Source organism: Verrucomicrobiales bacterium, assembly GCA_016793885.1.
Taxonomy (GTDB): Bacteria; Verrucomicrobiota; Verrucomicrobiia; order Limisphaerales; family UBA11320; genus UBA11320.
This window is the reverse complement of sequence record JAEUHE010000240.1, coordinates 1-17,225: the sequence shown is the minus strand read 5'-3', so window position 1 is coordinate 17,225 and position 17,225 is coordinate 1. Positions and strand designations below refer to the sequence as shown.

Here is a 17,225-nt window from a genome sequence, read left to right as displayed (position 1 = left end):
GCGGATGCCCCCGGGCAGCACCACATTAGACACTTTTGCGGACTTCCGCGATGAGGCGAAGCCTCAACCCAATTGGGGAAAAGGCTTTGTCCGTCATTCGGAGGGGGAGACTCCACCCCATGGAGCGGGTCATGGACCCATTCAGTCCCAGGAGGATCTCGGTTTCAACGAATGGAGCCAGCAATACCTGGCGCAGTTCGATGACGCTCTGGTCTTGAAATTCCTGAAAGACCCCAAGACCTCCAAGGAAGTCCGCAATTTAGCTTTCGCCTACTTCAAGCCCGAAGAGTTTCCCACTCATCAGATGCTTCAGGAGCTGATGATGCTCGATCCAATGGGAGCTGAGCGGGAACAGATTCTGGAAATCGCCACCCTGCTGCTTCCCTGGTGCCGAGACGGCAACTATGGCTGCCTCTTCGACGGGACGAGTAACCTATCCTTGACCGGTAAGATCGCTCATTTCGAACTGGGCTACATTCCGGAGTCAGCCAAGGAGCTCAAGTCGGCTGCCGGTTTCCTGATCACCAACCACGCCCGCAAACATATCATGACCCTGCCTCGGTCGGTACGGAAGCGGAACATCTACGAGGAGGTGGCTCGGTTTCTGGATATTCCTGGAGGACAGGAGATCGTGCAGGAGAGCTACGCCCAGCTGCGGAAGTTCAACTGTTGGAACATCTCCATCGTACAGCAGTATTCCCGCTTCAAACAAAGCCGCATTCGGTCGGCCGTCTTCGGGAACAGCCGCCAATTTTTCATCCTGCGGCAGAACGACCGCAGTGATCTGGAAGATATGGGTAAAGACATCGCGTTGCCGGAAGTCACCCAACATGCGATCATGAACTACCCGCTGCCGGATCATCAAAGTGGCCAAAAGTATTCCCCGTTTGCCTACTTCCATACCGACTCCGTTCGTAACCTATGTGGCACGGTGCACAATGTCGCTTCGCCTGAAATGCTCTACTGCTCGAGTTCCAGTGGTGAACATTTTGACAAACGAGCCCGGCAGCTTAAGCAAAGTGCCAGTGTGGTCGAGGGGATCATTCAACATGCTCGAGGGGAGGATTGCCCGCCTACGGATCCCAACGCCCCAGTCATTTGAAACCCTCACCACTCAACCAGACCAACCTCAAAAAAAATATGCCTACCGTTCGACTCAAACCCCGACGGCGAAAACTCTACGCCGCTTCCCCCCGGCGCCACGGTTCAATATGCCTGGATCGGAACTGGCACCCTGCGAAGCGTGCACTCGTTTGGACAAACCGTCATCGCGATGTTCGGTTCCAGAGAGAACCACGCCATCGAACCCATGCTCTCGGTGCCATAGTGGGTTTCCTGTGGGTTGGCATGCTGCTGGTGGGTTGTTCCTCCACTCGGCCCCTGGGAGATGTGGCCCTGGGGGCAGGGGGAGCAGTATTGGGTAACCAGCTCTCCGACGGGAGCCCGGTCGCGACGGCAGCTGGCGCAGTCGGTGGTGTGCTCCTCAGCGAAGGTCTTCACTACCTGGCCAATAAACAGAACCAGAAAGCTTACGTCGCCGGTTACGACAAGGGGAAGAGCGATGCGGTAAAACAACAGTATTGGCTGCAAGTGGCGCAGCAGCGCGAACAGTCCCCCTCCCGGAGCGTTCGGCTGTACCCGATTCAACTGCCTGAACAACGCATCGACGGCGTCACCTTTCAGCCCGCTACCAAATATCTACGGATCGAGGAATAACCCCCTATGAAACACGTTCCCGCCATTCTGCTCGTGGGCCTCGGGCTCGCCATTCCTGCGCACGCTCAGTGGACCGTCTATGACCCGGCGGTGCACAACCAGATGCTCGTTAGCACCGCTCAGGAGGTCGCCAAGTTCGTTGAGATGATCAATAACCAGGTGAAACAGCTCCAAAGCCTCACCGATCAGGCCAACACCCTTCATCACTACGTCGACCTGTTCGGCAATCCCGCTTCGGTCACCGTGACCGCCGTCGGGCCCCTCGCTGCAGATCTTCGCAAACCTGAACTGGGCCGGATGCTCGGAGATATCGAGGCGTCGGTCAGCGGCATCAGGGCTATGACATCGGATGGCGGTGGGCTCTTTCATCCCGTGGAAGCTCAGTTCCGTACGCCTGAGGGAGCGGTCGTTGTCCGTCGGGAGAGCACCTACCGTCCGGTAGCGGCTGTCCAGGACGCCACAGCCAACTATCTGGCAGTCTCGAAAGACACCACCGCTCGCCGAGCGACCATCAAAGCGGAGATTGCTACGGCCAGCGAAGGGATCAAGGCAGCCAAGACGGACGCGGAAGTGCAGAAGCTCACGGCGGTTCTGGCCGGTCTCCATGCCGCCCTGGCCGGCACGGATCAGGAACTGCATCAAGCGGCAGCCTCAGTCCTCGTTCAGGACGCTGCCAATCGCGCGGATGAACGTCGCCAAGGAGCGGCCAAGCTCGAGCAGAAGAGAGCCGAGTTCACGGAAGGAATCGACCGTTACGGCCAGACCTTTCGGCTCTGGAGCACTCCGGTGAACTTTCCCACCCACTAACGCACCGCTCTCCCCCCTGTCATGCCACCGTTTGAGACCATTTTTCCGACCCTGCTGCAGAAATGCGCTGAGCTGCACGAGATGCTGCGCACGGTTGCGTTCATGCTTTTCATTGTTGGAACCATGCTCTTGGTCCTTCACCGATTGTCGGAGAAGACCCTGATCATGCATCTCGTACGTCTGGTAGTCCTGGTTTCCCTGCTCGTGATGGTCCCGCGGTGGGGCAACGCGATCCAAGCCCTCCTCCAGGACTCCATTCTCAGCGGTCTAGGGGTGGATCCTGCCGACATCCATACCCAGTTTAACCGGCTTCTTAAGGTGAAGCACGATGCTGCCACGGATCATTCCTGGTGGGAGATCCTGGCCGACGTGAACGGGTTCACCGTGGAGCTATTGGTTTCCGGAGTCTTATGGTTACTCGGGCAGTTTGCGTCTCTCCTCCTGTTTTGGTCCTACATCTTCCAGAAAGTGATCTTGTATCTTGGATATGCTCTTTCTCCGCTCCTGATCGGCTTCATGGCTATTCCTGCGCTCCGTTCGATCGGTAACCGCTACCTGATGAATCTCTTCGCCGTGCTGCTCTGGCCCTTGGGCTGGGCCGTCGCCGCCCTGGTCACTCAAGGCATCTTAGATTACATGACCGATCCAGCCCTTAAGTTCTTTGACCCGACAGCATCCGCCTACACCCTGCAGCAGCTGCTCGGAGTTGCCGTGATTGGGTTCTGGATCGTTTTCAGCACGGTGGCCGCTCCGGTGATCATCCAGCAGGTCTTCACTCAGGGATCTCTTGCTGGAGGCCAGCTACTGGCCGGCGCATTCAGCAGCGCTCTCCAGACCGTCGCGACCACCGCAGGTGCTGCGGCCGTCGCTTCCTCAGTAGGGAGCCCCCTGGTTACCGCAGCCGCCAGCACGCTGGCCGCTGGGCTCAGCACTTTATCCTCAGCTGCCGGCCATGGCAGCGCTGGAGCCATCATCATTGCTGGCAGTGGACGGCCCCCCCGCGGCGCTCGTGGGCGCCCCGGTTATGACATACCAGGCGATCCATCCGTGCGCGATCGCATTGCCAAAACTAAGAACGGTCACTCCTAAATCCATGGAATTTCCTTCACCTATCCTGCGGGAAACCCGGCCTCCAACCGGCATCCCAAAGCCCATTCAAAAGAGATTTGATCCCACGGAGCTATTCGCTCAGCGGGACCGACTGCCATGGTTTTGGTTTTTGGTTGCAGTCGCGGTAACCGGCCTCGCGGCGTTGGATCGCTACCATCTGGTTCAACAGTTCAAACATCGAGAACGAGTCGTGATCATTGATCCTGCTCAGACCTATTACGTGAGTCCACTGCTGCAGTTCGAGGAGGCGTCTGCCCTCCACGTCCAACAAGCCGAACTGGCCACCGTGGCTTTTCTCCAACGTAACCCGAGAGACTTTGATCAACTCGATCTGCTCAAACGGCTTTTCCTGAGTCCAGCTCTCCAGAAGGCCGAGGAAGCGAAGACCCGAGACGCGGTGGAATTTCGTTCCAAGCAACTCCATCAGAAGCCCGAGATCGCCAAGATCGATATTCTCACGACCCGTGATGACGAGATTTTAGCGAGCGTGTCGGGCCAGATCCTCCGGACGGGAGTGTTTCAGGAACGGGCCTTCACGGAAGCGTTCCCCTTCAAGCTTACCCTTCGGTTGCTCCGTAACCCCAACCTGGCCGCCAACGGCCGCTTCCCGACCGCTGTCGGTGACTTCACCTATGAAATCCTCAAGTAGTATTTTTTGTCTCTTTATCTCGGGACTTTCCCTAGGCGCTGCTGCAGCACGCGACCAGGTCGAGCGGGTGCTACTCGACGACCGCATCGTGATCACAGTGCCCGTTGCCACCAACCGGGTGACAACCCTCTGTTTTCCGAGTGCCATCGCAGCCATTGATGCGGCAGGGGTATCAAATGACCCCAATCTCCCGGGCTTGTTCCAAATGGCTCATAGCAAGGGAACCTCGTTCGTATCCGTTCGAGCCATGACTGCCAAAGCGGCGTCTAACCTCAATATCCGCTGGAACAATCGCACCTATGTGTTTGAACTGGTGGAGAGCCTTTTCCCCGTGCTCGCCCTCAATCTGGAGGACAAGCCGATTCCCTTCCTCCCTCAGCCGAGCCCAGTCGTCTCTCCGACTCGCCTCTTGGCCTTGCTGGACAAGGCCAAGGCGTTCCCGATTCTGAAAGAGCAGCATCCAGAAAGCGTGGCCCAAGTCGAGGTTCGGACCTTCGGTTCCAAGCCCCTCCTGACCGACTTTAGCGACTACCAAATTCATGTGGAGGAGATCTTTCGGTTTAACCCGGAGGATACCTTGGTCTTCCACCTTACTCTCAAGAACCGGTCGAGTGAGACTATCCGCTACGCGCCTGATACCTTTTCAGTCAAAGCGGGCGACCGGCTGTATTCGCAGTCGATCAGCGATGCCCCGGGCATTCTGCTCCCGAACACGGAGTGCACCGTCTATTTCGCGATCACCGGGACGCCTGATGGAGGGCGCAACGAGCTATCGCTCAAGAACGAGTTTACCATCCTGGTCCAGCGTCTAACGCCCTCTCCACCTCTGCCGCCACCCAACCGCGAACCGCTTCCGGTTTACCCAGAGGAGGGCAGACCGTGAGCCCCAGAGACTTTCTAGGGTTCTTTAAAACCCGAAGCGGGAGGCTGATCACCTTTGCCGTCCTGTTTGCAGCTGCGGCGCTGGTTTTCTTCACCGTTCGCCAGCCGGCGGAACCCTCCACGGCAAGCCTGGCTAGCCAGACGGTAGGGATCACCAACCGAACGGATCGGCCTCAGATCGTGCACACGGTGGAACGGCCAATGGAGGTTTACCGACCACCCGCACCCAAGCCAGAGCCGCCTCTGGTCATCGCTCGAACCAACGAACCACCTATCCAGACCGCACCACGGGTCGTGGCGTCTGTCGCGCCAAGTCTACCCCCTCTCCCCCTTAGCTTGGTAGCGGACTCTCCCGGTACGATCACGACAACAAAACCTACCAACCCGGTCTATGCACCCTATGGTCGACTCATCCCTTGTGAGACCGTGATTACGGTCGACTCGGCTTCCATCCAGACTCCCATCATCGGATTGATCACCGAAGATATCTACCACGCCGGGCGATTGGTCATCCCGGCCGGGACCGAGGTTCACGGGACGGCTCAGACCGACCGACTTCGGGAGCGGATTGCCAGCGGTGGCGGCTGGACGTTGGTTTGGCGCACCGGTGAAGAGCTTCGTCTCAAAGGGATAGCACTGGATCGGGAGTTTGCGAGCGACCAAGCAGGGTGGGGGATCACTGACGGTAGTGCCGGATTGCGGGGTCGGGTCATCAAATCCGATGATTTGGCAGAAATAAAACTCTTCGCTGCCACACTCTTGAGCGGTGCCGCGGCTGCCTTGACCGAGAAGGAAACGACTCTATTCGGTTCCATCGACCGCCGTTCGCTCAATAACGCTCCACTCAAAGGAGCGCAGGACGTGTTGCAGGTCTTCGCCCAACGCATACACGAAGCGATCCAGCGGGATGGATTCTACGTCCGGGTCGCCAGCGGTAAACAGTTCTATCTCTACGTTCTCCAGACCATCGATCGGAACGAGGCGGTTATCGGCAACGCCATCTCGCCCGGTTCCACCGTCACCGATCCCAAGGATCCTCAGAGTTTAGCTCAGCGCCGCACAATTGCTGCCGACGACTACTAACCTTCTCTCCTATCTCCACATCCATGAAAACACTAGTTCTCTCTCTGCTGCTCACCTCAATTGTTGGATGCTCTACGCGGCCTACCGGACGCGTTACGTTCCACATGGCACCGCCGCCAACCGACTCCACCAGCCATCTCCGCCATGAAGAAATCGTTCGTGGCTATCACGTCGGTCGCTATGTCGACCCGAATCATTCCGCGCTGATGCATGAAGGGCATCCGCTCTACCGCATCGAGGCAAGCGCCCGCTGGGACTTACGGGCTTCGACAGCTGGAGGATCGACGCTTGGCTTACTCAATCCACCGCGAGACGCAGCTTACAGCCAACCCCAGACCAATGACGTCATCCTGGCGGAGCTCGGTCGCCAGCGCGATGCCACCGAACGCGTCATGTGGGAGGCCTTCCAGCTGGCGGGGATGTATGACCAAATCAAGAAGGCAATGGCGGACATGTCGGAGGTGGCCAAAAACCACGTCTGGATGCGGACCAGGTTGGCCAATGCCGAAGAGCAAGTGAAGGAGGTATCGTCCGAGTTAGAGAAGGTGTCCAAGACCTTAAACTCTGGTTCCGCATCAAGCTCCGCCCCCAGCAATCCCACGAATGTCGATTCCTCACGCTAAACCATTTGCCGAGGTCAGTGTCGTGAAGCCCCGAGTCTCTAGAGACACCTTGCGATTCCGACCTCGGAGAGCCGGGCACTAGACCCGATTAACCAAAACCAAAAGCCATATGAGCAAATCCAAACCAAGCGCTCCACGTGAAGCCAGCGGTGCTACCGCCCCAACCGAACCCACTCCCTACCGAAGCAATCCAGAGGTGGATGCAAAAATCGACTCCTTCGTTAAGGAAAACCCAAAATACTGGTCCTATGTCCAAGGGATGCCGCGCGAACGGCTAGAGCGGACCATTGTGCTCAATGAGGTCCGACACTTGGAACGACAGCAGCGGATGCGGGACGGCATTTTGAAACAGATCGATCGTAACCCGGCTCTCAAGGAAGCCTACGAGACGTTGACCAAGGATCTACCCGAGGATCAGCGTGAAACCGTCATCGCCCAGCTGGCGCGCCAAACTCGGCGTACGGTCGCGCGGTCGCAGAGTCAGCACCAGACCCAGGGCCAAAGCACCGGCCAATGAGCCATGCGCCTACTCACGCGAACGGATCTCGGCGTTTCGTTGAGGACCGAGGTCCGTTCCCTAATATGCGGGATCTCCACTTTTATTGAGGAAATCCATTAATTTCTTGATCAGAGTGAAACACGCGTGGATGCTACGGGGACTAGGAGGCCAGCTTGAGCGCCAAATGAAGTCTCAGGTATGAGAGCTGATGATCAGCCAAGAAAACAAGCACTCGGCATGGAACATCCCATCCAGTATTTGGAGCCCGTGTTTAGATTCCTGGACCACTGCGTTTGGGAATATGGCGACTATTTGTTCATCGCTTTGTTTTACGCGTGCATGATTTTCCTGGCCTGGTTCCTAGTCAGACCCCGCAGGAGAAACGATCAACAGGTTCTGATTTTCATTGTTCCGCCCATGCCCGGCAGAAGGCGAAATGTAGATCACGGTTCGGAGTTGTAACAAAACCCCGAGTTGGCCTTCCGCCAGGGGCCAACTCGGTCGAGGAGGAAGTTAAATATGAGGAGAGACCCATCATCCCTCGGGATGATACTGGCGAAGCTGCGCTTTAAACGCGGCTTGACCCAGGCGGACACAGTCGCGGCGATGAATGCCAGAGGCTGTTACATGACACGTCAGATTCTGGGAAACATCGAGACAGGCCGTGGAACAGTGAAACACACCTATATCACGGCCTTTCTCGATGTTTACAGAGTCGATGCAAACCAGTTGTTCCCTCCCCATGTTTATTGGGAGAGATCTAGGGTTGTCGGACTCGCCAAAGAGGTCCCAACCCGAAAACGCAGACCCAAAAGCTGGAAACGAACCCACTCCAAGAAACGAAAAACCTAACACCGGCTATGATTAAACCTCGATACGCATCGAACCTCAGTTCCGACTGTCAGCCATCCAAACGAAAGCCATACAGACGGTGGAGCTGGTCCAACAGAGGCGACGGACCATCTAAGCTCTCCGCCCTCACAACCGATCGTGTGGGAGCGCGAGTCCGATTCTTGCGAGCACGGCAAGGACTATCCCAGCAGCGGCTGAGCTGTCTCCTTAAGAATTATAGGGTAGGGGTCTCTCGTGAAGTCGTTGCCAACTGGGAAAGCGCCAGAAGCACCGTGCCTGCCTGGGTACTCCCATTTTTGGCGTACCTCCTTGATGCCGATCTAACTGATTTCTTCCCCGCTAGGCGACGGGTCAGGGTGAGGTGATTAGTTTCCGCCGTGATGATCGCCTACTCAATAGAGGGCGCGGGACGGAAAACAGCATCACGAAGCCCGACGTCCTGACAATCCGCCCGACAATACCCACGGCAATCCGGTGGCTCCGATTCCGCCAAATATATGGCAATGCGGACCTAGTCTCGGCCGGGGACTCGTTCATCCGAGCTGATCTAAGCTGTCGTGTCGCCGTGGTGCTCCAAGGCTTCTCCAGGTCGGTCCCTAGCAGCCTCGCGCCAGGGTCCTCCTGGCACTTCCACTGCTCCGCCGGCCCTCCCTTCCGCAAGCCTCCGCACACGGCTGGAGTTTCTTCTGCGGCGAATTCACTCCCGCTCCCTGGCGTGGTGAGGAGCGGGAATGAACCCGCCCGAAACCAGAAGAAACAAATGACGACAGCCACGAAACTCCATCTCGGACAGATCCTAATCACCCCGGCAGCACAACAGTCGGTCCATCCGGTCGACGTGCTCGCAGCGCTTAACCGCCATGCCAACGGCGACTGGGGTAACTGTGGAGAAGAGGATTGGAAGAGTAACCAGCAAGCCCTAGTCGACGGGACGAGAATCCTCTCGGTCTATCACGACCGGACCAAGCAGAAATTCTGGATCATTACCGAAGCCTCGCGCATCGCCACAACGATACTACTCCCGCAGGATTACTAACGAGATCCAAGCCGAGGCCCTACACGGCCTCGGCTATTTTACGTGTTATTGTCTGCATTCGCAGGCAAGGGAGATCCGGATCCTGAACGCCAAGGAGGTGGCGTTGGGACCCTGCGCTCAAGAAATCTTCAGCGGCATTGATTAGGCAAAATGCGGCCCACTAACTCGATCTGCATACATCGGGGCTACGTGCCGCAGTGATTGATACTCATTGGCGCGGTCATCCGGAGCTCGTGATGTTGCTGGTGGATCTTCCTTTCGTTCGCGCTCAGTTCCCCAGGGTCTGCGGTCTGCAGTGTCCCCGAGTGTCGCCAGGGGCCAAGCTCCCGCCAGGCAGCCGGCCTGTCAGTCGCATGCTTTGGGCTCCGTGTCGGGCAGTCCGCAGCCCCCAGTCGGTCAGTGGACGGAGCGGCCTTGCTCTCTCAGGGCGGTGGCGAAGAGAGCAATTCCGCTCCTTCAAACCACTGACCTGAAATGAGCACGAACGAAACGAATCTCCCGACAACCCTCACCGCAACCCAACTTCCGAATAAAATTTCGAAACAATACGTCGCCAAGGAATGGAAGCTCGTCGCACTTCGCGAATGTCCGCTTCCCGACTCCATGCACCTGTGTGATACACCTGAGAAGGCAGCCGCCTACTGGAACGCGCATATTGCCACGAACCCCTATTTCGACCCCGAACGCGAATGCTTCGCTGTGCTGATTTTGAATACCCGTCGGCGCATTCGCGGACATCAATTCCTTTCCATAGGGACCATGGATACTTTGCTCGTTCATCCTCGCGATGTGTTCCGGTTGGCGATAGTAGCTGGGGCAGCTGCTATTGTGGCCATGCATTCACACCCCAGCGGGGAATCTTCCCCGTCGGACGCCGATATCCGTGTGACCCGCGATCTCATGCGGGCAGGGCAACTGCTCAAAATCGAATTGCTCGATCATGTGATCGTCGGCAACTCGACAAGCCACACCAGCTTGCGATCGCTGGGCTACTTTAGCTGAGCAAACGCTCAATCTTGCGGGCTTCAAGCCCGCAAGAATACTTACTTTACGCAACCCCTCACCGATCGCATCCACGCCAGCCCTTGGACGCTGGGCGATTTCATTCCCTTGATCAGCTAATGTCAGACAGTTGGACGACGTAAATCGTCGGCTTTCTGCTGACGTTTCAGAAAGCGTTTCCCACAGAGAGGGTTGACTTACGGTCGCAAATCGAAGTTTTGAGAAATAGAGGCAAACGCTCTCACGGATTGGTTAATCGCCCTTCGAGAACACAAATCAAAGAAACCCCCGTGAATCCGCCGTTTGGAGCTCCTGGAGAAATGCTTCAGTGGGAATGCCAGGGTCCATGCTCCAGATGCATTGGGCTGTCCCTTAGAAACTCTCGACTTGTGAAAACCTGCGAGAGTTGTCTTCTCGGCGGTGTTCCCCGGCATATTCAAACCTTCGATGTTCATTGTGTGCCCGACTTTGATGAACTCATGGGTGATACGACGATCAGTGTCGCTCGGCTGAGGGCGCCCGCTAGGGTGATTGCGGGCTAAGACGATGGTCGTGGATCGTCTTTGAATCGCTGCGAGAAAAACCTCACACGGTGGAATCTAGAGAGTATTCAAAATTCCTTGGCAAATACTGCGTATTTCGATGAGTCGGCGACGGGTGTGGAGCAGTGTGACATGGAAATGCTCGACAGTATGCAGGTGATTCGCCTCGCAGAGTAGCGGTGCCATTTTATCTGGAGGGTCGAGTAGAGGCTTCCCGGAACAGCCAGCTTCGGCCCCATTCGATGTTGATATTTTCCGCTTAAAAACTTCTTGCGTGTCGCGCACATCTTTGGCTTTATCGCGTCGCTTAACGCAAATTGGAGTAACGTCGTAAAGGATTTGTGGAGAAAATTGGAGCTGTAAAAACAAGGAGTGAATCGTGCATTCTGTGCATGATTTTACGCAAGGAGATCATCCCCCCTCATATGAATGCGCCCCTGATGCTGGCGGTTCTTTTCTTGGTCATCTTTAGGAGTCCTGCACACGCTGCGACTCGTGATGTTGTTGAGAGGGGATCTTTTCATAGGACCATTGAGGAGACCAGGACCGTGGTCGACAAAGCAGGTCACAGATCAGTAAAGCGGAGTCGCTACACTGAAATTGCGTCCGGAATGCATTACCGAAATGCCAAGACTGGACAATGGGAAGAAAGTCGAACGGTCTTCGAGGTCGGTCCGAAAGGCGCAACCGCCGAAAGGATGCCAACTCAGGTGGTCATAGCGCCAGACATCAGCGAGGACGGAGCAGTCGAGATGGTGCTTTCCGACGGGCAGCGATTTCGCAGCAACCCCGTATTTATTTCCTTTCGCGACATTCAGACCGGAAAGGCGGTAATCGTCGCCCATGTCAAACCATGCGAGCTGCTGTCCTTGGAGCCGAATGTGGTCGTATTCGCAGACGCACTGACCGGAATTAAAGCGGCTCTTCGATACACGATCGGTGTCCGAGGAACTCCTGGGACGCTGGAACAGGATCTCATTTTTCTTGAGCAGAATGACAGACTCGATCCTGCTTCCTATGGATTGAATCCCGTTACCTCCCAGTTGGAGTTGTGGACCGAGTTTCTAGAGGCGGGGACGGAGAATAACGTCCGGTCCGTTCGCCGGGGTGAGGTAGAGGACGCTGAGATTCATTTTGGGCCGGCATACTTCGGGCAAGGAATCGCCTTTTCCATCGGAGATCATCACCCTGAAGTCCTGGTTTCGAAATCGTGGGGCAAGGTGGACGGATTTCAATTCCTGGTGGAATCTGTGAAGTTTGCGGATCTTGCCCCTCTGCTTGCTCGGCTTCCTCAACAGGAAGCCCAACTGCTTCGACCAATAGATAGGACAAGGCAGATGGCGAAGGTGCACGAGACCAAAGCAGAGCTTGTGGTTGCTAGCCACACCTATCGTCAAACGCTCGATCGTTCGAGTCGTGCCGCTAGTGTTCAATCCATGATACCCAGTTTTGAGCGAGGCGTCGTGCTCGACTACACCTGTCTTCTGGCCAACAATACGGACTTCACCTTCGACGCTTCTTCAACGTTTTATATTTCAGGACCCGTCAGCATTGATGCCGTGGCAACCTTCATGGGCGGAACCGTTCTCAAGTTTTCGCCAACAAATTCCGCGAAACTCACTCTCAACAGCAATGTCATCTGGAATGCGCAGAACTACTTGCCGGTGACGCTTACCGCGCGCGACGATCACAGCATCGGCGAAGCGATCGGTTCAAATGCTCTCTCGGGGTATTATGCGGACGTTGCGCTCGAGGTTAATTCCGCTACGGCAATGCAGGGGTTGGCCCTCAAGAATCTGCGCATTGCTCACGCGCGAACCGCGATTAGTATCGATGGGAGGACGGATCATGTGTTGTCCGATGTGCAGATCATGAATTCAGGCCTGGGAATTCGTGCGGCCAGTGGCACGGCCTATTCGCTTCGTAACGCCCTTCTATCTAATGTGCTCACTAATTTTTCCGGGATAGATTCGAGCTCCATCGGTTCGGTCGAGCATCTCACATCTGATGGCGCCAGCTACGTTAACGGAAGCGGGAGTAATCTCACCCTGTCCCTAACCAATTCCTTAGTCGTGAGCGCAGGTGGCGTGGGGACACTGTCGGCGACGCAGTCGGTCGCGATCGTGAGTTCCAGCGCAGGTGTCTTCCGGTCAGCGCTTTCAGGTGCCCATTATCTCGCGAGCTCCGCCTATCGCGCTCAGGGCACGACTAACGTCAGCTGCTTGGCGGATATCCGGCTCAAGACAACGTATCCCCCGGTCATCATTAGCGGCGGTTTTTCAGTGGCAACCAGTCTGCCCGTTATCGCTCCACGTGATCTCGGATTGCCAGACCTAGGCTGGCATTTTGATCGGCTCGACTACTGTGTGGGCGGTGTGGATCTAGAGGCTGCGCTGACTCTGAACCCTGGGGTTTGTGTGGGTGTCTTTGGAAGCACTGGTTTCCGTTTGTTATCCAACGGCAAGCTCCTGAGCACCGGTAATGCGGATAGTCTGAACCGCTTGGTGAAGTACAACTCAGTTCAGCTCGGGACCAACGTCTGGGATGCCGCCGGGACAAACTCGTTTTCCCTAATCCAAATTCCAACCACTCCCGCCGTTCGACCCGAGGTTGCGCTGCGGTTCGTAGAAATCGCCGTGTCGGCAGACATCCCGAGTCGCCGAATGTTCCTAGACACCGGCTCAAATTCCAATGCTTCAGCTGCAAGTATAGCGCTAAGGGACTGTCAGCTTCACAACGTGCAGGCCTCCTTTGTGCCCGACACGGTCGGCCTGATGGTGAGCCTCACCAATAACCTCTGGGTCGGCGGAGGCCTTGCTTTGTTCGATGGTGTAATGGTTGGCAAACCCATTGCCTTCACTGCTCAAAACAACTTATTCGAGCACGCCGTCCTCAATCTGTCGCATGGGACGAACGCTTACAGCTGGTCTTTCTTCGATAACCTTTTCGATGGAGTGACCTTGAGTGCTCCAGGCAGTGAGCCCTTGCAGGTGGGCTACAATGGTTACTTGAACACGACGCCGCTCTCCGGTGGCAGCGGAGATGTGGCGGTGGCGGTGGGCGATTATGTATCCGGCCCACTCGCTTCCTCCTATTACCCGACCAATGGGGCGAACCTAAATTTGCTACGTGACGAGGGAAGCCTCGCGAGTGCGGCTTCAGCGGGACTTTATCACTTTACCACAACGGCTGACCAAGTGCGTGAGGGTTCCAGTCTTCTTGATGTCGGTTGGCACGTCGTTGCTACCGCAGGGGGTGTCGCTCTCGATGGAGATGGCGATGGAATCCCAGACTACCTTGAGGACAGCGATGGTGACGGGATTTTTGATAGTGGAGAAACCGATTGGCAGACTTATAACTCAAAGAATGGATTAGGCAGTGCACCTGCCTTAGTCGTTTTCACGCCTCTTAGGTAATCCTTCTACGAGTGATCAGAAAAGGAGTGTTGTTTTATGATGTTCACTAGATTTGGCCGGTGGGTTGGGCTGTGGCGTAAGCGGGTTCTCTGGGGCAGTTTTGCATGTGCTGTCAGCACGAGTGGATTCGCCCAGGGTCTGCCTGAGCCTGACTGCCTCACAGCCACCAATATCTTCCGAGCCTTGGATATTCGGGGTTATGCCGCCACTCGTACTAAGGTAGGCTTCTCGACTTTCAGTACCACTACACCACCCAAGCGCTATCGTCGCTTAACCTACACCGAGGTTGCTCAAACACATTCCTACGGCTCGAAGTCGATCAGTTCGGCTATCGGCGATTTTGTGTGGTCACCCATGGCCGCGTGCCCGGGGAATTTTGAATTTAGCGACAGCGTTACGTGGACGGCGGGCCAGACTGCCAATGGAACGTTCAAACGGATTTTGAGCGGAACTCCTACGAATCTCGGAAACTCTGGATGGAACGGAAGCACTGCCGGCGCTGGTGCTGACGGCGCATTGCAATTTGGTGCGGTGCGTGACTCCTATCCAGCCTTAACTGTTTCTGGGATGGGCCTAACAGGCACGGCAAGCGCAACCTTTATTCCAAGCAGCCTGCCCGCGCCAGGTTATGTTCAGCAATATTCTTCGGATTGCGGCACTGTGACCAACGGACCTAATAACCGGGTATTTTACGGGTTTACCACCCCAGACACGATTGTGTCACCTGAAACCAAAGTGCAGAATTTGGACACAACCCAGCACACTCCTGGCACGGTGACTCAGCAGTTGGAAAACGAGTATACAACAGCGGAACTCAAAGCCTACATCAACTCCGACGTAACCACCTGCAAGAGCGCCTGCTCCACTCCGAGCTGGGCATTCCAGGCTAATTACAACGCCTGTTTGGGCACCCCTTGCGGGAGTGCCAGTTCTTTGACCTTACCACAAGCCTATCGAATTGTGTCATCCGATGAGCTTACGGCTACTGCCCGCTCTATTGAATACCGATTCCGCTTCTTCACCGATGCAGATCTCGACTACGAGGTGTCCTGGGTTGTGCGCAGCGTGCCGATGCAAGGTGCTCCCACGGACCAATCGATGAAGACAACGGTGGTCGGCACCGGGGCTGAGGCTACGTCCGAGATTTTCTTCCTGGCAGCACCGCAAACCGATGGTACCAATTTAGTGACCGATATTCAGATAAAAGCCGTTGGCGGTTGCGTGGCTTGCGGGCGTAATGAGTCGCTCAATGGAACTTCCATTCCTAACCCGGGAAGCGGAGTGGTGGGGGACTCGTCACAAGGAGCTAGCTTCAATCTGGATTTGGGCATGGGCAACTTTGGAAAATCGGCTGGGTCGCTCTGGATGCAGGCTCCGGAGTCTTCCGCTGCGCTGTCCTCGCCATCACTTCTTCGGTTCACAGGCAACACCAATGTCACCACGGTGAGCACGTCGGGTGGAGCTATCCAACAGGTCCAAAGCCCCCAGATGTTGATCAATGTCGTTACCACGAACAACGCCTACCTCCTCAACTGCTATGCCAGTTCGAATGGGGTGTATCTTACCAATGCGGCGCCGTTTACGCAGTGGACCGTATTAAACCCCGATGGAACGAATGCCTACAACCGACTGTGGGTGGTGGAAGATCGGGCCAGCCAGAAACTCACCAACACCTTCGAGCATTTGGCTGCCAGCAATCAGTGGACCGTCACTTGGGGAAATGGCTCCCTCAAGGAAGTTCGTCGCAACCTGCTCAGTGAAACCAACACGCTTCGTACAGAAACGGTTGAGCTTCGCGACGTCGCCAATGCCTTGGTCAAGACAACGGTGCGCAGACATCGGCGCTATAGTTGGGGTGAGGGCCTTTTGGACCAAGTCGAGGATGTGGGTGGACTCGCCTATGGCGTTACCAATGTTTACAACGCGGACGGAACCTTGAGCACCATGACTCGAAGCGATGGGTATTGGGAACAATATCAATTTTCTTCGGGCAAGATGGTCTCGCGCTACAAACCCGCCCTAAACACACCTTCGGCTCCCACGAGCACGGGCTCGATGCAGACAAGCTACGACTATTCGACGGCAAACATCTCGGGCTCCGGTGACGACCAAACCATCCGTCCGGATCGGCCTCGTTATGTGAGCGAAAATACCCCCCGAGGCAATTTCGTGACCTTCACGGTTTTCAAGCAGGGAGAGGAAAAAACGATTCAGTGGGCGGGAACCGGCGGGTGGAGTGCGTCGGACAATTTCGTCACGATTCGCACTTCCTACACAAACGGCCTTTATACCGGCAAGATCAAGAGCATTCAGTATCCCGACCAGACCCGAGCACTCTACAGTTATTCGGACGGTAGCGGATTTAGGACCAACACCATGACTCGTGGTGAGTATGACTCCGGGACTGCCTCGATTGTGGATGGAGTCAAGGAAGTGACTGTGACCGACATCGCGGGCGTGGTGCGCTCGAAAACCGTCACGGACATCGTCAGTGGCTTGGTGATTGAGCAAGAAACGACCGAAGTCGATAGTCTCAACCGGCCGATCAACATCACCTACCTCGACGGGACCTCAACCGGATTTGCCTACGATTGTTGCAATCTGTCGGCCGTGACCAACCGAGACGGGTCGGTAATCGCCTACGAGTATGATGCACTGAAAAGGCTCCAGGCTGAACACAGGTTCGTCAACAATGCGTCCGCCATCTCTCTGGTGTATGATTTGGATGTCCAAGGAAATCCGCTCACCGTGACTCGTTTCGGAACCAACGGCGTTTCAGTCGTGGTTGCGAGAAATACCTTCGATACACTCGGGCGGATCACCTCTTTCACCAATGCGCTCGGGGTAGCCACGACCTACAGCTGTCGGCGGTCACTCAAACTGACCCGCCTGGGGTCGAAATGAAGGGCTTCAAACTGACCCACCCTGAGAGAGAAGCCATAGGGCTGCCAACCGAACGGAAACCCGTGAGGATGAGCGGCCGATATGGCCAATCAACTCACGGTGCA

The 17,225-nt window shown here is 56.1% G+C and carries 15 protein-coding genes; 14 read left to right on the top strand and 1 reads right to left on the bottom strand.

Annotated elements, in window-relative coordinates; all coding sequences use genetic code 11:
* The 12 genes from JNN07_26825 to JNN07_26770 all read left to right on the top strand — a co-directional run.
* Window positions 1-1,102: hypothetical protein (locus JNN07_26825; GenBank protein MBL9171376.1), on the top strand; the 1,102-nt coding region annotated here is incomplete at its 5' end.
* Window positions 1,103-1,326: 224 nt separating this feature from the next.
* Window positions 1,327-1,716 carry a hypothetical protein gene (locus JNN07_26820; protein ID MBL9171375.1) on the top strand — a complete coding sequence of 130 codons (390 nt, stop codon included), beginning with the start codon at window positions 1,327-1,329 and terminating at the stop codon, window positions 1,714-1,716.
* A 6-nt stretch (window positions 1,717-1,722) separates the two neighbouring features.
* Window positions 1,723-2,523, top strand: a complete 801-nt coding sequence (locus JNN07_26815) for a hypothetical protein (protein ID MBL9171374.1) — start codon at window positions 1,723-1,725, stop codon at window positions 2,521-2,523.
* A gap of 21 nt (window positions 2,524-2,544) precedes the next feature.
* Window positions 2,545-3,612 carry a type IV secretion system protein gene (locus tag JNN07_26810; GenBank protein ID MBL9171373.1) on the top strand — a complete coding sequence of 356 codons (1,068 nt, stop codon included), beginning with the start codon at window positions 2,545-2,547 and terminating at the stop codon, window positions 3,610-3,612.
* 4 nt (window positions 3,613-3,616) lie between these two features.
* Window positions 3,617-4,282 (top strand): hypothetical protein, encoded by a 666-nt coding sequence (locus JNN07_26805; GenBank protein ID MBL9171372.1) that lies wholly within the window; start codon window positions 3,617-3,619, stop codon window positions 4,280-4,282.
* Complete coding sequence (locus JNN07_26800; protein MBL9171371.1) at window positions 4,266-5,165, top strand: hypothetical protein; 900 nt, start codon at window positions 4,266-4,268, stop codon at window positions 5,163-5,165. Before JNN07_26805 ends, JNN07_26800 begins: the two co-directional genes overlap by 17 nt.
* Window positions 5,162-6,247 (top strand): TrbI/VirB10 family protein, encoded by a 1,086-nt coding sequence (locus JNN07_26795; protein MBL9171370.1) that lies wholly within the window; start codon window positions 5,162-5,164, stop codon window positions 6,245-6,247. The genes JNN07_26800 and JNN07_26795 overlap by 4 nt, the downstream gene beginning before the upstream one ends.
* Window positions 6,248-6,270: 23 nt before the next feature.
* Window positions 6,271-6,870 (top strand): hypothetical protein, encoded by a 600-nt coding sequence (locus JNN07_26790; protein MBL9171369.1) that lies wholly within the window; start codon window positions 6,271-6,273, stop codon window positions 6,868-6,870.
* A 109-nt stretch (window positions 6,871-6,979) separates the two neighbouring features.
* Window positions 6,980-7,387, top strand: coding sequence for a hypothetical protein (locus JNN07_26785; GenBank protein ID MBL9171368.1), 408 nt, complete (start codon window positions 6,980-6,982; stop codon window positions 7,385-7,387).
* Between the two features lie 528 nt (window positions 7,388-7,915).
* Complete coding sequence (locus JNN07_26780; protein ID MBL9171367.1) at window positions 7,916-8,221, top strand: hypothetical protein; 306 nt, start codon at window positions 7,916-7,918, stop codon at window positions 8,219-8,221.
* 760 nt (window positions 8,222-8,981) lie between these two features.
* On the top strand, window positions 8,982-9,257 hold the full coding sequence (locus JNN07_26775) for a hypothetical protein (protein MBL9171366.1): 276 nt from the start codon (window positions 8,982-8,984) through the stop codon (window positions 9,255-9,257).
* A 474-nt stretch (window positions 9,258-9,731) separates the two neighbouring features.
* Complete coding sequence (locus JNN07_26770; protein MBL9171365.1) at window positions 9,732-10,259, top strand: Mov34/MPN/PAD-1 family protein; 528 nt, start codon at window positions 9,732-9,734, stop codon at window positions 10,257-10,259.
* A 197-nt stretch (window positions 10,260-10,456) separates the two neighbouring features.
* Here JNN07_26770 and JNN07_26765 read toward each other — a convergent pair whose 3' ends face one another.
* Window positions 10,457-10,858, bottom strand: a complete 402-nt coding sequence (locus JNN07_26765) for a hypothetical protein (GenBank protein MBL9171364.1) — start codon at window positions 10,856-10,858, stop codon at window positions 10,457-10,459.
* Window positions 10,859-11,412: 554 nt separating this feature from the next.
* Between JNN07_26765 and JNN07_26760 the strand changes: the two genes are divergently transcribed.
* Window positions 11,413-14,217 (top strand): hypothetical protein, encoded by a 2,805-nt coding sequence (locus tag JNN07_26760; protein ID MBL9171363.1) that lies wholly within the window; start codon window positions 11,413-11,415, stop codon window positions 14,215-14,217.
* A gap of 36 nt (window positions 14,218-14,253) precedes the next feature.
* Window positions 14,254-17,121 (top strand): hypothetical protein, encoded by a 2,868-nt coding sequence (locus JNN07_26755; GenBank protein ID MBL9171362.1) that lies wholly within the window; start codon window positions 14,254-14,256, stop codon window positions 17,119-17,121.
* Window positions 17,122-17,225: the final 104 nt, after the last annotated feature.

Bases quoted from the DNA above. Each gene is read 5' to 3' on its own strand.
- JNN07_26815 (MBL9171374.1), top strand. From the start codon at position 1,723: ATGAAACACGTTCCCGCCATTCTGCTCGTGGGCCTCGGGCTCGCCATT.
- JNN07_26810 (MBL9171373.1), top strand. From the start codon at position 2,545: ATGCCACCGTTTGAGACCATTTTTCCGACCCTGCTGCAGAAATGCGCT.
- JNN07_26805 (MBL9171372.1), top strand. From the start codon at position 3,617: ATGGAATTTCCTTCACCTATCCTGCGGGAAACCCGGCCTCCAACCGGC.
- JNN07_26800 (MBL9171371.1), top strand. From the start codon at position 4,266: ATGAAATCCTCAAGTAGTATTTTTTGTCTCTTTATCTCGGGACTTTCC.
- JNN07_26790 (MBL9171369.1), top strand. From the start codon at position 6,271: ATGAAAACACTAGTTCTCTCTCTGCTGCTCACCTCAATTGTTGGATGC.
- JNN07_26785 (MBL9171368.1), top strand. From the start codon at position 6,980: ATGAGCAAATCCAAACCAAGCGCTCCACGTGAAGCCAGCGGTGCTACC.
- JNN07_26780 (MBL9171367.1), top strand. From the start codon at position 7,916: ATGATACTGGCGAAGCTGCGCTTTAAACGCGGCTTGACCCAGGCGGAC.
- JNN07_26775 (MBL9171366.1), top strand. From the start codon at position 8,982: ATGACGACAGCCACGAAACTCCATCTCGGACAGATCCTAATCACCCCG.
- JNN07_26770 (MBL9171365.1), top strand. From the start codon at position 9,732: ATGAGCACGAACGAAACGAATCTCCCGACAACCCTCACCGCAACCCAA.
- JNN07_26760 (MBL9171363.1), top strand. From the start codon at position 11,413: ATGCATTACCGAAATGCCAAGACTGGACAATGGGAAGAAAGTCGAACG.
- JNN07_26755 (MBL9171362.1), top strand. From the start codon at position 14,254: ATGATGTTCACTAGATTTGGCCGGTGGGTTGGGCTGTGGCGTAAGCGG.